The 15,054-nt window shown below is 65.5% G+C and carries 12 protein-coding genes; 9 read left to right on the top strand and 3 right to left on the bottom strand.

The features are described 5' to 3' along the window. Positions 1 to 144: 144 nt before the first annotated feature. Genes MMSP_RS08755 through MMSP_RS08735 form a run of 5 tightly spaced genes read left to right on the top strand, consistent with a single transcriptional unit; the run spans position 145 to position 3,406 of the window. The gene (locus MMSP_RS08755; RefSeq protein ID WP_036426350.1) at positions 145 to 723 is read left to right on the top strand and encodes a MaoC family dehydratase N-terminal domain-containing protein; all 579 of its coding nucleotides are present in this window, start codon (positions 145 to 147) and stop codon (positions 721 to 723) included. Further along, the gene (locus tag MMSP_RS08750) at positions 723 to 1,151 is read left to right on the top strand and encodes a Zn-ribbon domain-containing OB-fold protein (protein ID WP_015356809.1); all 429 of its coding nucleotides are present in this window, start codon (positions 723 to 725) and stop codon (positions 1,149 to 1,151) included. Before MMSP_RS08755 ends, MMSP_RS08750 begins: the two co-directional genes overlap by 1 nt. Further along, the gene (locus MMSP_RS08745; protein ID WP_012395818.1) at positions 1,148 to 1,603 is read left to right on the top strand and encodes a MaoC family dehydratase; all 456 of its coding nucleotides are present in this window, start codon (positions 1,148 to 1,150) and stop codon (positions 1,601 to 1,603) included. Before MMSP_RS08750 ends, MMSP_RS08745 begins: the two co-directional genes overlap by 4 nt. Then, positions 1,600 to 2,769, top strand: a complete 1,170-nt coding sequence (locus tag MMSP_RS08740; RefSeq protein WP_020786320.1) for a lipid-transfer protein — start codon at positions 1,600 to 1,602, stop codon at positions 2,767 to 2,769. Before MMSP_RS08745 ends, MMSP_RS08740 begins: the two co-directional genes overlap by 4 nt. A 7-nt stretch (positions 2,770 to 2,776) precedes the next feature. Then, a complete protein-coding gene (locus MMSP_RS08735; RefSeq protein ID WP_036427182.1) occupies positions 2,777 to 3,406 on the top strand; it encodes a TetR/AcrR family transcriptional regulator in 630 nt (209 codons plus the stop codon). Positions 3,407 to 3,432: 26 nt separating this feature from the next. Here MMSP_RS08735 and MMSP_RS08730 read toward each other — a convergent pair whose 3' ends face one another. After that, on the bottom strand, positions 3,433 to 4,392 hold the full coding sequence (locus tag MMSP_RS08730) for a proline dehydrogenase family protein (RefSeq protein WP_020786318.1): 960 nt from the start codon (positions 4,390 to 4,392) through the stop codon (positions 3,433 to 3,435). Further along, positions 4,392 to 6,023, bottom strand: coding sequence for an L-glutamate gamma-semialdehyde dehydrogenase (gene pruA / locus MMSP_RS08725; RefSeq protein ID WP_020786317.1), 1,632 nt, complete (start codon positions 6,021 to 6,023; stop codon positions 4,392 to 4,394). The genes MMSP_RS08730 and pruA overlap by 1 nt, the downstream gene beginning before the upstream one ends. Before the next feature lie 84 nt (positions 6,024 to 6,107). Between pruA and MMSP_RS08720 the strand changes: the two genes are divergently transcribed. The 4 genes from MMSP_RS08720 to MMSP_RS08705 all read left to right on the top strand — a co-directional run bounded on the left by MMSP_RS08720 (position 6,108) and on the right by MMSP_RS08705 (position 13,349). Beyond that, positions 6,108 to 7,706 (top strand): CdaR family transcriptional regulator, encoded by a 1,599-nt coding sequence (locus MMSP_RS08720; RefSeq protein WP_152522441.1) that lies wholly within the window; start codon positions 6,108 to 6,110, stop codon positions 7,704 to 7,706. 87 nt (positions 7,707 to 7,793) lie between these two features. Further along, positions 7,794 to 8,597 (top strand): Stf0 family sulfotransferase, encoded by an 804-nt coding sequence (locus tag MMSP_RS08715; RefSeq protein ID WP_020786315.1) that lies wholly within the window; start codon positions 7,794 to 7,796, stop codon positions 8,595 to 8,597. A gap of 764 nt (positions 8,598 to 9,361) precedes the next feature. Then, positions 9,362 to 10,798 carry an MFS transporter gene (locus MMSP_RS08710; protein ID WP_036426348.1) on the top strand — a complete coding sequence of 479 codons (1,437 nt, stop codon included), beginning with the start codon at positions 9,362 to 9,364 and terminating at the stop codon, positions 10,796 to 10,798. 577 nt (positions 10,799 to 11,375) lie between these two features. Next, complete coding sequence (locus MMSP_RS08705) at positions 11,376 to 13,349, top strand: PE family protein (protein ID WP_020786314.1); 1,974 nt, start codon at positions 11,376 to 11,378, stop codon at positions 13,347 to 13,349. 34 nt (positions 13,350 to 13,383) lie between these two features. On the opposite strand, the gene MMSP_RS08700 is transcribed toward MMSP_RS08705, so the two are convergent. Further along, complete coding sequence (locus tag MMSP_RS08700; RefSeq protein WP_020786313.1) at positions 13,384 to 14,943, bottom strand: FAD-dependent monooxygenase; 1,560 nt, start codon at positions 14,941 to 14,943, stop codon at positions 13,384 to 13,386. Positions 14,944 to 15,054 lie beyond the last annotated feature (111 nt).

The following is a 15,054-nucleotide window of genomic DNA, read 5'->3' as shown; positions in this document are numbered from 1 at the left end:
GGGAGTAGACACGACTCGGCAGACATATTGCGCAGATGTGTCCGATCAGCGGCGATCAGGGAGGTACCGGGTGGCGTGGGTACGGCGACCCGCCCGATGACCAGACGCCGTTCTGACGCGTCAACAAGTCAGGAGGACAACCGGGTGACTGACTCCGAAACCGAGTTTCTCTCCAGACTGCGCTCACTCGTCGGACAGCCGACAGGTGGAACGGGACGGCCCTCAGTGGCACCCGATCCGGTGAACCAGCCGATGATTCGGCACTGGGCGCATGCGCTCGACGACATGAATCCCGTCTACCTCGATCCGGAATTCGCGGCCGCATCCAGGTTTGGCGGCATCGTTTCACCGCCGGTCATGTTGCAGACGTGGACAATGCCGGCACCGAAGCTGGAAGGGATTCGGGAGCGTGGCGGCGCCCCCGTTGAGATCAAGACCAACCCAACCGCGTTCCTCGACGAGGCCGCCTACACCAGTACGGTGGCGGTGAACTCGGAGTTCGAGATCGAGCGCTACCCACGCCTGGGCGACCTGATCAGCGCGACGACGGTCTATGAGGAGGTCTCCGAGGAGAAGAAGACGGCACTGGGAACCGGCTTCTTCCTCACCTGGGTCACCACCCAGGGCTCCGGCGTTCCCTGGGTCACCACCTATGTCGACCAGCACGGGGAGGCGCTCGGGCGGCAGCGGTTCCGGGTGCTGCGATTCAGGCCCCAACGCTGATGGCCTCCCGACTGGCGCCGGCAATCAGCCCGGACACCGAGTTCTTCTGGCACGGGCTGCGCGAGCACAAACTGCTGATCCAACGCTGCGCCGAATGCGGGGAACTACGTCACCCGCCACGCCCCATGTGCCCCAAATGCCGCTGTCTGCACTGGGATACCGTCGAGTCTGGGGGCCTCGGCACCGTCTACAGCTTCGTGATGCCCCACCAACCGAGGTTTCCGTTCTTCGATTACCCGTACATCGTCGTGCTGGTCGAACTCGATGAGGGCGTCCGGCTGGTTTCGAACCTGTGTGGCATCGATCCGGCTGACGTCACGGTCGGGATGGCGGTCGAGGTGTTCTACCAAGACTTCGATGGGCCAGACGGAAGCTTTGTGCTGCATCAATTCCAGCCCGTCGCCCTTGACTCGGAGGCAGTTCGATGACCACTACCACCGGCCGCTACCAGACCCTTGGATGGAACGACATCGCCGTCGGCGACGCGGTGACTGCGTTGGAGATCCCGATCACCACAACGGTGATCGTCGCGGGGGCAATCGCGTCACGGGATTTCATGCCGGTACATCACGACCGCGACTACGCCAACAAGCAAGGCTCCCCGAATCTGTTCATGAACATCCTGACCACCAACGGGCTTTGCGTGCGTTTCCTCACCGACTGGGCCGGACCAGAAGCGATGGTCAAGAAACTGTCGATTCGCCTTGGCGTGCCCTGCTTTCCGGATGACCCGCTGCACTTCACCGGCAGCGTAACCGGCAAGTCAGCCGGTAAAGACGGGGAAAACTTCGTTGAAGTCACTTTCCAGGGCGCCAACAGCCTTGGCAATCACGTTTCCGGAACCGCGGTGCTCAGCCTCCTCGCTGAGGCCCAGCCGTGACTGCCCCGCTGGCCGGTGCCGCAGCGATCGTGGGAATTGGCCAGACCGAGTTCTCCAAGGAGTCCGGGCGCAGCGAGTTGCAGCTGGCGTGCGAGGCGGTCAGCGCAGCCCTTGACGATGCCGGGGTGACACCCGGCGAGGTCGACGGCATGGTCACGTTCACGATGGACGCCAGCGACGAGATCGATGTCGCACGCAATGTGGGTATCGGTGACCTCAACTTCTTCAGCCGGGTACCGCACGGCGGCGGCGCCGCGGCCGGGACCGTGGCACACGCCGCGATGGCGGTGGCCACCGGGGTCGCCGAGGTGGTGGTGTGTTATCGCGCGTTCAACGAACGTTCCGGCATGCGGTTCGGGGGTAGCGGGCGCACCAGCACCGAAACCCCGCTCTTCATGGCCCATTATGCGCCCTTTGGACTGCTGACTCCCGCAGCATGGGTCGCGCTGCACGCACAGCGCTACATGTCGACTTATGGAGTCACCAACGAGGACTTCGGCCGGATCGCCGTCGTCGACCGTGCCCATGCGGCACGCAACCCCGACGCCTGGTTCTACCAGCGCCTGATCACGCTGGCCGACCATCAGAATTCGCGCTGGATCATCGAACCCGTACTGCGCCTGCTGGACTGCTACCAGGAAAGCGATGGCGGCGTCGCTCTGGTCGTGACGAGTACCGAGCGGGCGCGGGATCTGCGCCAGCCGGCGGCGGTCATCACCGCGGCCGCCCAGGGGGCGGCCGCCGAGGGCGAGATGATGACTAGCTACTACCGCGAGGACATCACCGGACTACCGGAGATGGGAGTGGTGGCCAAGCGTCTGTGGCGCGATTCGGGCCTCAAGCCTGCCGACATTCAAACCGCGTTCATCTACGACCATTTCACCCCGTTCGTATTCACCCAGCTCGAGGAACTCGGCTTCTGCGGACGCGGTGAGGCCAAGGAGTTCGCCACAGTGGAGAACCTGTCGCTGGGTGGGTTACTACCGATCAATACCAACGGCGGCCTGCTCGGCGAGGCCTACATCCATGGCATGAACGGCATAACCGAGGCGGTGCGTCAGGTGCGTGGGACTTCGCACAACCAGGTCGACCACGTCGAACACGTACTGGTCACCTCGGGAACCGGGGTACCGACCAGTGGACTGATTCTTGCCCCCGCCGGATGAGCTCGTGATGCCCCAGTCCGCCGCCCTGCCTCAGGCAACCGACACCCGCGAACTCATCATCGGGTCGGCGTATGTGTGCTTTCGCCGGCAGGGCTTTCAGAAGACCACGATTGTCGACATCGCCAGACTGGCGAACGTGTCTCGAAGCACCATCTACGAGTACTTCCGCGACAAGGCCGCCATCATGGAAGGCTGCGCCGAACGCGCTTCCGAACAGTTCTATCGCGAAATGTCCAAAGCGATGGACCGAGGTGGATCGCTGCAGGAAAAGCTCTGCCAAGCCGCCGTATTCGTGACTCAGTCCCGGCCGGCGATCGCTTCGGCCAAGTACTTCGACCAGGACGCGATCAGCCTGTTGCTGACCAAGGATTCCGCCGTGCTGCTGCGCGAATGCATCGACTTTTTCGCCCCTTACCTCGCCGCGGCCAAGCTCACCGCCGAGGTCCGTAAGGACCTCGACGTCCAGGCGGCCGCCGAATGGTTCGCGCGCATTTTGTTCTCGCTGTTCAGCACGCCATCACCGATACGCGACATGGATGACGCCCAGGCCGTCACCGAGTTCGTCCGCGCGCACGTGGTCGACGGATTCTCCGATAGCCGTTGGCGACCGGCCCGCGGCGTTTCGAAAGTACACTGACGGCTGCGAATACCCTCAGCGCGAGGTCATTTCACCAGTGCGCGCAGAAAGAAGCCGAGATTCGCCGGGCGTTCGGCCAGCCTGCGCATGAAGTAGCCGTACCACTGGGTACCAAACGGCACGTACACGCGCACCTGGCTACCGGCGCCGACCAGTCGCCACTGTTCCTCGTCACGAATGCCGTACAACATTTGGTATTCGAAATCGTTTGCGCTGCGCCCTGACTCGTGGGCCATACCGGCAACAGTGGCAATGATCTCCGGGTCGTGCGACGCAACCATGGGATACCCGGAACCTGCCATCAGTACCTGCAGGCACCTCAGATAGGAGTCGGTGACCTCGACCCGGTCGCGGTATGCCACCGATTCGGGTTCGTCATAAGCGCCCTTGCACAAGCGGACCCGGGCCCCCACCGACGCGAGCTCCTGACAGTCGTCGAGCGTGCGCCTCAGGCAGGCCTGAACAACGGTACCCAGCCAAGCAAAGTCGACACGTAGGTCGCCGGCGATGGACAACGTCGACTCGGTGGTCGTGTGGTCTTCGGCATCCACGGTGACCCAGACACCGACCTGCTCGGCCCGCTCGCAGATGGTGCGGGCGTTGTCCAACGCGATCTTCTGCCCGTCGCGTTCCAGAGCCTGCCCCAGGGCCGAAAGCTTGACCGACACCTCCAACGACCGCACTCCATCGCGCCCGGCATCGTTGCGCCGCCCCATCACGTCGAGCAAGTTCAGGTAGGCCCGAACCGTCTCGGCCGCGTCATCGACATCGGTGACGTTCTCGCCGAGATAGTCGATGCTGACGCAGCGGCCCGAATCACGCAGCGCACCAACAACGTCAAGGACACTGTCGACGGTCTCACCGGGCACAAAACGGCGCACCACTCGACGGGTTACCGACGAGTGTTCCAGGGTGCGCCGCAACCGGTCGGCCCGGCTGGCCGCGAGCATGGCGGGGCGGACCGTGTGGGCGAATAGGCGGGTCATCAGTCCGACTCCATGTGCGGGTAGGTGTGGTCGGTCGCCGGGACGAATGTCTCTTTGATGGTGCGTGTCGACGTCCAGCGCAACAGATTCTGTGGCGATCCAGCCTTGTCGTTGGTGCCCGAGCCGCGCGAGCCACCGAAGGGCTGGCGGCCAACGACCGCACCGGTCGGCTTGTCGTTGATGTAGAAGTTTCCTGCCGCGAACCTCAGCCGGTTCTGAGCGGTCAGCACGGCATTGCGGTCGTCGGCGATGACGGCGCCGGTCAGCGCATAGCGGGAGCCGGTGTCGATGACATCGAGGATCCGTTCGTACTGGTCGTCGGGGTATACGTGCAGCGACAGCACCGGTCCGAAGTACTCGGCCGCAAAGGACTCATCGGTCGGATCGTCGGATAGCAGCACGGTTGGTCGCACGAAATATCCAACGCTGTCGTCATATTCGCCCCCCACGGCGATGGTGACGCCGGCTGCGCCCTTCGCTCGTTCGATTGCGTCGACGTTCTTGATGAAGGCGCGGCGATCGATGAGTGCGCCACCAAAGTTGGACAGGTCGATGATGTCGCCGTATTTCAGCCCGGCGGCGGTGTCCAGGAAAGTGTCGCCCATCTGTTGCCAGACCGAGTGTGGGATGAATGCTCGCGATGCCGCCGAGCATTTCTGCCCCTGGTACTCGAAGGCACCCCGGATCAGCGCCGTAGCCACCACCTCCGGGCGCGCGGAGGAATGAGCGACCACAAAGTCCTTGCCGCCGGTCTCGCCGACCAACCGGGGGTAGCTCTGGTAGGAAGCGATGTTGGCGCCGACCTGTTGCCACAGGTGTTGGAAGGTCGCCGTCGACCCGGTGAAGTGGATGCCGGCCAGCCGCGGATCGGTCAGCGCGACATCCGAAACCGCCAGTCCGTCACCGGTGACCAGGTTGATCACCCCGGGCGGCAGTCCGGCGGCCTCGAGCGCCTGCATGGTCAGATAGGCCGCCAAGGTCTGGGTAACCGACGGCTTCCACACCACGGTGTTGCCCATCAGTGCCGGTGCGGTCGGCAAGTTCGCGGCGATCGCGGTGAAGTTGAACGGCGTGATCGCGTAGACGAAGCCTTCCAGTGGGCGGTGATCGGTGCGGTTCCACTCCCCCTTGGCGCTGACCGGTTGCTGGTCCAGGATCTGGCGAGCAAAAGCTACGTTGAAGCGCCAGAAGTCGACCAACTCGCACGGTGCGTCGATTTCGGCCTGGTATGCCGACTTCGACTGGCCGAGCATCGTTGCCGCCGCGATCTTTTCCCGCCATGGCCCGGCCAGCAGGTCGGCCGCCCGCAGGAAAACCCCGGCGCGCTCGTCGAACGGCATGGCGGCCCAGCCGTTCTTGGCGGCCATGGCGGCCTCTATTGCCGCCGTGGCGTCAGCGTGGACGGCGTTGGTCAAGGTGCCCAGCCGTTCGGCGTGCCGGTGTGGCTGCACGACGTCGATACGTTCGCCGTCGCCCATCCGGTGTTTACCGCCGATCACGTGCGGCAGGTCGATCGGCTGTTGCGCCAAAGCGATCAACTCGCTTTTCAGGCGAGACCGTTCGGGTGAGTGCGGCGCATAGCTGTGGACCGGCTTGTTGGCGGGAATCGGCACCTGGGTAATCGCGTCCATGCCTGCCAGCATCCCTGCCGGCAGGCTCGAATCGATTAGCCGATCGGACAAGATTGACGATCAGCACTAGTACTATCGGACAACATGGGAGTGGCTGGCGTCGGCTTGGGCCAACTACTGCTCGCCCTGGATGCGACGCTGGTCAGCCTGGTGGAAGCCCCGCGTGGCCTAGACCTTCCGGTGGCCTCGGCAGCCTTGGTCGATTCCGACGATGTGCGGCTGGGTCTGGCGGCGGCGGCTGGCTCGGCCGACATCTTTTTCCTGCTCGGTGTCACCGACCACGAAGCGTTGCGGTGGATCGACGGGCAGGCCGGGACCCCGGTGGCGATATTCGTCAAGCAACCGTCGGACGCGGTGGTGGCCAAGGCCGTCCGCTCCGGGGCAGCGGTGGTGGCGGTGGAGCCCCAGGCCCGCTGCGAGCGGCTGTACCGTCTGGTCAACCACGTACTCGAGCACCACGGGGACCGGACCACCGATGACTCGGGCACCGATTTGTTCGGCCTGGCCCAGTCGCTGGCCGACCGTATCCACGGCATGGTCAGCATCGAGGACGCTCAGTCTCACGTACTCGCCTATTCGGCTTCCAGCGACGAGGCCGACGAGCTGCGCCGGCTCTCCATTCTGGGGCGTGCGGGTCCACCCGAGCATCTCAAGTGGATCGGCGAGTGGGGCATCTTCGATGCGCTTCGCTCCGGCAGCGAGGTGGTGCGCGTGGCCGAGCGCCCCGTACTAGGCCTGCGTCCGCGATTGGCCATCGGTATTCATCAGCCACCGGTCGCCGCACGGCGCCCACCGGTGTTCGCCGGATCCATCTGGGTTCAACAAGGCTCCCAGCCGCTGGCCGAGGACGCCGACGAAGTGCTGCGCGGCGCGGCGGTTCTGGGCGCCCGCATCATGACACGCCTGGCATCGCGCCCATCCACGCACGCCCGGCGAGTGCAGCAGCTACTGGGCCTAGCCGATCCTGACCCCACCGCGGCACCCGCGGACGTCACCGCCATCGCGCGCGAACTCGGTCTATCCGCTGACGGAAACGCCGCCCTGATCGGGTTCGACACCATCGAAGCCGACGACAAGCAGTCCCGTCTCGCCGATGTACTAGCGCTGAGTGCAAGCGCATTTCGGCGTGACGCCCAAGTCGGCACCAATGGATCGCGCATCTACGTCGTGCTGCCGCAGACCGCGACCGCGCGTTCACTGACCTCCTGGGTTCGCGGCACCATCAGCGCGCTGCGCAGCGAGCTGGGGGTGGAGTTGCGGGCAACCATCGCCGCACCGGTTGCGGGCCTGGATGGACTTGCCTCGGCGCGTGTCGAAGTGGATCGCGTGCTGGACAGCGCCGAGCGCCACCCCATTTCGATCGGTCGGGTGACCTCACTGGCCGAAGCACGCACCACCGTGCTGCTTGACGAGATCGTCACCCTGGTCGGCAACGATGCACGGCTGATAGATCCCCGGATACCCGACCTGCGCGCCAAGGATCCAGTGCTGGCCGACACGTTGCGTGTCTATCTCGACAGCTTCGGCGATATCGGCCTAGCCGCGCAGTCACTGCAGGTACATCCCAACACCGTTCGCTACCGCATTCGGCGCGTCGAGAAGCTGTTGTCAACCTCCTTCGCCGATCCCGATGTACGGCTGGTCTTTTCGCTGGGCTTACGGGCTACCGACCGCTCCAGTTAGCCAACTGCGGTCGCATACAAGAGTAATCTTCAGCGTGAACTCAATTTTCGCCCTTGCCGCGAATTTGCCACGCGTTAGTCTTCCTTCGTGGCAGATAGCCCGTCGTCGTATCTGGTTCTAGCCTCCCAGCGCAGCGGCAGCACGCTGTTGGTCGAATCATTGCGCGCCACCGGCGTCGCCGGCGAGCCTCAGGAGTTCTTTCAGTATCTGCCCACCACCAGCCAGCCTCCACAGCCGCGCGAGTGGTTCGCCGGCGTCGAGGACGCCTCGATCCTGCGCCTGCTCGATCCACTGGACGAAGGTAAGCCGGATCTGGCGCCGCCCGAAATCTGGCGTGACTACGTCCGCACCGTAGGGCGAACACCCAACGGGGTCTGGGGCGGCAAACTGATGTGGAATCAGACTCCCCTGCTGCTGAACCGGGCAAGGCAGCTCCCGAATCGATCGGGCGACGGGCTGTCGGCCGCGATCCGCGACGTGATCGGCGAGAACCCCCTCCTGGTCTATGTCTACCGTCCCGATGTGGTGTCGCAGGCAGTGTCGTTCTGGCGCGCGGTACAGACCGGAGTCTGGCGAGGCCACCCCGACCCGGCACGCGACGCTCGTGCCAGCTATCACGCCGGCGCGATCGCCCATGTGGTGAGCATGCTCCGCGCGCAGGAACAGGGTTGGCGAAGCTGGTTCGCCGAAGAGGGCATTGCACCGATGGAGATCTCCTACCCGGTGCTGTGGCGCAATCTAACCGAGCTGGTCGGCAACATCCTGGAAGCGTTGGGGCTCGACGCACGGCTGGCGCCCACCGCACCGCTGGTTCGACAAGCCAACGAACGTTCCGACGAGTGGGTGGACCGCTATCGCGCAGATGCCGAAAGAGCGGGCCTACCCACGTAGCCCCCGACATCAACCTTCAGTGGCCACCTCGGCCCCTGAGCGCGTCCGCAATTGATTAAGTACGGCAGCACATTTCACCCACACAATGGCGGGCGCTACCACCCCGACGCGGAGTTGCGGCACGACGCGGCCATCGTCGATCGCACCGTAGCCGCGCCCTGCCCGGAAAGCCACACCCACAGTTTGGAGATACCGATGAAGTCAGCTGGAAGTCTGCTGTGCATCCCCCCGGTCGAGTTGTCGAAGCACCATAGCTTGGTTTAATTGTCAACCTATAGCTTCAAGGACGTTATAAAGGTGCGCCGGGGCGATTGCGGCGCATAACGGCGGTGGGGCTCGCCATAACCGCCCGTCGCGAAAGCGATGGCCAACGGCCCCTGCGGAACAGTCAATACGTGGCTGCCAATTGTGCAGCCACCTGTGAGGCGGGGAAGGGGGCCTTGTGACCGTTGGTTTTTCATACTCGACTACGGTCGGCACCGCGTCGCACTTGCGCCGGCCCCCTCGCACAACTTCGGCTCGCACGACTTCGGCAAGCAGCTCTACTGCCGCGAATTCGGCGGCGATTTATACTGCCGTCAAGCAATTCATGCAACTCCCGTGCGGGACAACGCCTGCCCACGTGCGCATTCCCCGGGTTCCCGTCGCTGAGACCGACGCCAACCCGCTGGACGCTCGATTGCCTTTCGGCGCGGCACAGCCCAAGGCAAGCACCCCGGCATCGCCGATCGCCGTCCACCATCAACCCGAAAGGTTCGCAGCCTATGGCGCGCTCGCGCATCACTGACTGGCATCCAGAAGACACGGTGGCCTGGGCAAACGGGAACTATGCGATTGCCCGCCGGAACCTGACCTGGTTAGTCCTCAATGCGCACATCGCCTTTTCGGTTTGGTACCTCTGGTCGGTGATGGTGCTGTTCATGCCGCAGTCCATCTACGGTTTCACCACCGGCGACAAGCTACTGCTGGACGCCACCGCATCATTGGTCGGAGCGCTGGTGCGCATCCCATATGCGATGGCGGCCAACTGGTTTGGCGGAAGCACCTGGACCACAATCTCCTCACTTGTGCTGTTGATCCCCACCCTCGGAACCATCGTGCTGCTGGCTCACCCGGGCCTGCCGCTGTGGCCCTACCTCGTGTGTGCCGCGTTCACCGGTTTAGGGGGCGGCAACTATTCGGGTTCACTGGCCAAGGTCGACGGCCTTTTTCCGCAACGACTCAAGGGCATTGTGCTCGGCTTGACCGGCGGCATGGCCAACCTCGGATCTGCCGCCGTCCAGATGGTCGGACTCGTTGTCCTGGCCACCGCGGGCCACGCGGCTCCCTATTGGGTATGCGCAATCTATTTGGTGCTGCTGACCATTGGCGGCATCGGTGCGGCATTGTTCATGGACGACGTGGTAGCCCACCGCACCGGTCTGTCGTTGAACAACCTGCGGTCGATTCTCACCGTGCCCGATTCGTGGACGATCCCGCTGCTCTACATGTGCGCGTCGGGCTCGTTCCTCGGCTTCACGTTCGCGTTCGGCCAGGTGCTGCAGCACAACTTCGCGGCAGCCGGGGAAACCCAGGCGCATGCGTCACTGCACGCCGCCCAAATCGCGTTCATCGGTCCCCTGTTGGGCTCACTGGCAAGGATCGTCGGGGGCAAGCTCAGCGATCGCTTTGGCGGTGGTCACGTCACTCTCACCGTCTTCTCTGCGGCGATCCTGGCCGGCGGATTCTTGGTCGGCGTCAGCATCTACGCCGACGCGGCGGAGGAGCGCGGCGATCCGGTGACCGGCTTCATGATGGCCGGATACATCGTGGGCTTTATCGCGCTGTTCATCGTCTGCGGAGCGGGCAAGGGCGCGGTGTACAAGCTGATTCCGTCGGTGTTCGAGGAACGCAGCCGCGGGCTGAGCCTGAACGCTGCCCAACGCCACCACTGGGCACGAGTCCGGTCCGGAGCCCTGATCGGGTTCGCCGGTTCCTTCGGCGCGTTGGGCGGGGTCGGGATCAACATGGCACTGCGGCAGTCCTACGTCAGCACCGGCACGGAAACGCCCGCATTCTGGATCTTCTTCGCGTGTTATATCGGCGCGGCCATCCTGACCTGGGTGCGCTACGTGCGGCCGACGGAAACCGCCGCCGGTGCGGCGGGCCGGCCCGCTCCACTTCCGGCATCCGCACCCAGGGCTCCGGCGTTCCCTGAATAAACCCCCAAGCTGCGACAATGACGGCCGATAATCCGGGGGCAAATATCTTGGGTGCCGCGCCAACGGCAGGCTCGCAAAGTCGAATGGGCAGCGTGGTGCTGTGCAACGGGCGCCGCGCATTCAGGATGCCCCGTCCCGCCTTCGGCGGTTAGCGGCCGAGATCTGCCGCCCTCGCGGGGGCACCACACCCGCTGGACACTGGCCGACTGCCCGAAAGTAGCTTCTAAACATAATGATTCGGCAGTCCACATGGTTCGCGGGCACTGTCAATCGGCCGCCTATTGGGTACCAGCGCTGGCCGAACGGACCAGCGGCAACCACCAGGCACCGGCGCGCATCCGGGACGTGACGATCATCCTGAACCCTAAGTTGAGCAGCTATGAATACAATGAATGAATTGACAACATTCAACGAAAAAATCATCATGTGGCGAATGAATTAGACTGAAAAACTTTGGTCATATGAATTTTCCGTTAATGGCAGTGCGGACGTCTTGATTGTGGATAAGCTGCAGCAGTCCGGGCATCAAGACACTCGGGGGCTGGCTCGAACAGACAAACGTTTGCGGAGGTGTTGGATGTCTTTCGTATTCGCAGTGCCAGAAACTATGGCGGCGGTGACCTCGGAATTGGCGACCATTGGGTCAAACCTCGAGATGGCCAACGCGGCGGCGGCCCTGCCCACGACCGGCCTGCTGGCAGCCGGCGCCGACGAAGTGTCAGCCGCCATCGCGGCGCTGTTCGACGAGCATGCCCTGGGGTATCAGACAATCAGCGCGCAGGCTTCGGCCTTCCATGCCCGGTTCATGTCGGCGCTCAACACCGGGGCCGGGGCGTATGCGGCCGCCGAGGCCGCCAATTCATCTCCATTGCAGGCCCTACAAGCCCTGACGCTCAACGCGATCAATGCGCCCGCGCAGTCGCTGTTCGGCCGGCCGCTGATCGGTGACGGCGCCAACGCCACGACGCCGGGCGGTAACGGTGGTGCCGGCGGAATCCTGTGGGGTAACGGCGGGGCCGGCGCGACCGGGGCCGCCGGGCAGACCGGCGGCAATGGCGGCGCCGCCGGGTTTATCGGCAACGGTGGGGCCGGTGGGGCCGGCGGCGCGGGTGCCACCGGCGGCGTCGGCGGATCCGGCGGGATGCTGTTCGGCAATGGTGGTGCGGGCGGAAACGGCGGGACCGCGATGGTGGTCGGCGGCACCGGCGGCAACGGCGGGGCGGGCGGCAGCGCCGGACTGTTCGGCGCCGGTGGCGCCGGCGGGCAGGGCGGACAGGGTGCACAAGGTCCCGACGCCGTCAATCCCGGCCCGGTATCCCCGACCGGTCAGGCAACCTCGGGCACGGGCGGCGAGGTAGGAGAAAACGGCGGTCCGGGTGATTCAAGCACCGTGACCGGGGTAGAGGGCGGCGACGGCGGCTCCGGCGGCCAGGGCAGCCCCGGCACATCGACGGCATCGGGAGGTACCGGCGGCGACGGTGGCCTCGCCGGAGACGGCGGCCCCGGCGCGCTCGGCGGCACCGGCGGCGGTGGCGGCAATGGCGGCGCCGGTGCCAACAACTTTTCGGGTGGGTCCGCAACATCGGGGGGCGCCGGCGGTGACGGCAATAACGGTGGCGCCGGCGGCGACGGCGACGGCGGCAACGGCGGTAGCGGCGGCACCACCACGTCCAAGATCTCCAACGCCGGCTCGGGCGCCAACGGCGGCGACGGCGGCGACGGCGGCGCCGGTGCGGTGGGCGGTACCGGCGGCAACGGCGGCAAAGGCGGCGACAGCGGTAGTGGTGGCTTCTTCACTCCCAGCCCCGGCACTGGCGGTGCCGGCGGCGACGGTGGCCATGGCGGTTCCGGCAGCAACGGGCAAGCGGGCGGTAGCGGTGGCCAGGGCGGAGCCGGCGGGAACGGCGGACTGCTGGCCGGCGATGGCGGCGCCGGCGGCGCCGGCGGCCTGGGCGGCCAAGGCGGAGCGGCCGCAGCTGGTGCCAATGGCGGCGTAGCGGGCAACGGCGGCAACGGCGGCCACGGCCCATTCGGCGAGAAGATTCCCGCGGGAGGTAGCGGCGGCGATGGCGGCACCGGCGGTGACGGCGAGCTGGGTGGTGACGGTGGCGCCGGCGGACAGGGCGGTGCAGGCGGCCGCGCCGGTCTGCTGGCCGGTCTTGGCGGCGCCGGCGGCGACGGCGGCCTCGGTGGGACCGGCGGGGTGGGCGGCGACGGCGCACAAGACGGCCTCGGCGGCAACGGCGGCGTGCGCAACAGCGACAACCTGTCCTACGACGGCATTATTGGCAACGGGGGAACCGGCGGCAACGGCGGAGTCGGCGGCCACGGTGGCGATGGCGGCGCCGGCGGCGAGGGCGGTTCGGGCAGCCTGCTAGGCGGCGCCGGTAGCGCTGGCAGCAACGCCGCCGGGGGCTCCGGCGGAACTGGTGGCCTGCGCGGGCAGGGGGGTGACCCCGGATCGAGCGGGCGTGCGGGCACCGGAAGTGCGGGCGCCGACGGCATGAACGGGACCGACGGGGGACCCGGTGATCCCGGCGGCATGGCCTGATACCTGCCGAGCGCGCACCCCGCATAGTGGTTGATCAGGGTGCCGATGCCCGCAGTCGCGGGCTCGGGACCGCTGGGCGCCCGAACCAGGCGGTAAGCGCATCGAAGAGTCCCCGGTCGGTGAGGTCATCTCCTACCCAGGCGACATACCCGTCGGGTCGAATCAACACCGCATCCGGAGCAGCGATCGCGCCTAGTACCGGAAGCTCCCAGACACCAGCATATTTCGCGTCAATCGGCAGGACTCGATGCTGCCATCCCGCGATGTCGAAGCGGCCGGGCTCAGCGAGGTTGAGCAGCACCGGCCGGGCCGCATGCAGGTAGGTGAAGACCCGCCGCGGGCCATCGGAGGTAGCCAGGTCCAGATCGGGCATGCGGCGACCGAGTAGCGGGTGTCCCCCACCGAGGTCATAACGAATGTCTAGCCCGGACATCATCGCGGCAAACCTTTTTCGCGGCTCCTCCATCATGAGGATCTCGGAAATGTTGTCGCTCAACGCTTTTTTGCGGTCGTCCATACGACGCAGCGCGACTTGGGCCATCGTGGTGCGTAGCACGCGGGCAACGATCGGATGGCGTTCGGCATGGTAGGTGTCGAGAAGGCTTTCCGGCGACCTGCGATTGACCACTTGGGCCAGCTTCCATCCCAAATTCACCGCATCCTGGACGCCCGTGTTGAGGCCCTGCCCGCCGACTGGATCATGCACGTGTGCGGCATCGCCGGCGATCAGGACGCGTCCCTGTCGGTACGTCGCGGCCTGCCGCGTCAGATCGGTGAATCTGGAAATCCAAGTGGGACTGTGAATCCCGTAGTCGGTGCCGTACACGGCGGTGAGCGCCGCGCTGAGATCGCCCAGGCTGGGTTCCCCGCCGGCATCGAGCTGCCGCTCGGTCACCACCACCCGTAGCGGACCACCGTCCGGCAACCTGGTGAAGCCGTGGACGCCGAGGGCGTCGTGGCGGACCTGGCCGAGGTTCGGGCCCGATTCGGACCCGACTGCCACCTCGACTTCGGCGATCAGCGCGCTCGTTGTCGGATCCCAGCCAGGGAAGTCGATACCAACCGCCCTGCGGACCAGGCTACGTCCTCCGTCGCACCCCACGACGTATTCCGCACGCAATGGCGGGCCATCAGACAGCGTGATGTCGACTCCGTTGTCGTCCTGGGTGATATCAGTGACTTCACATCCGCGATAGATCCGAACCCGCAGCTCGGCAACCCATTCGGCGAGGATCCGCTCAATGCGGTTTTGCCACAACGCCAGGCCATAGTTGTGTCGGGTGGGAAAGTCGCTGATGTCCAACGGGATTGCGGCAAATCGGGCGACCTGCGTGGCAGTACCTTGCGCGAGGAACCGGTCGGCGATGCCGCGCTGATCAAGAACCTCGATGGTGCGTGAATGCAGGCCGCCGGCACGCGAGCCAACCAGATCCTGGCTGACCCGTCGCTCGACGACGGCAACGTCAACCCCTGCCAACGCCAACTCACCTGCCAACATCAGCCCTGTCGGTCCTGCACCGACAACCACCACCGCATGGTCAGCCATAGGTTCGAGCCCGTTTCGCGATCGATCCGGCGACGACGGCTTTGGCATTTCGCAACCCCCAATTCCCACAGATCCCGTTCTTGGCCAGCGATTTTGCCCCCACCCCCGGTCTTGCCGCAAGCCCCCCAGTGCCCTATAAATTGAGAGTGGGGGGCAACT

Origin of the sequence: Mycobacterium sp. 012931, assembly GCF_000419295.1 — a bacterium.
Classification (GTDB): Bacteria; Actinomycetota; Actinomycetes; order Mycobacteriales; family Mycobacteriaceae; genus Mycobacterium; species Mycobacterium marinum.
Note: the sequence above shows the minus strand (reverse complement) of the source record. Positions and strands in the feature narration are given on the sequence as shown.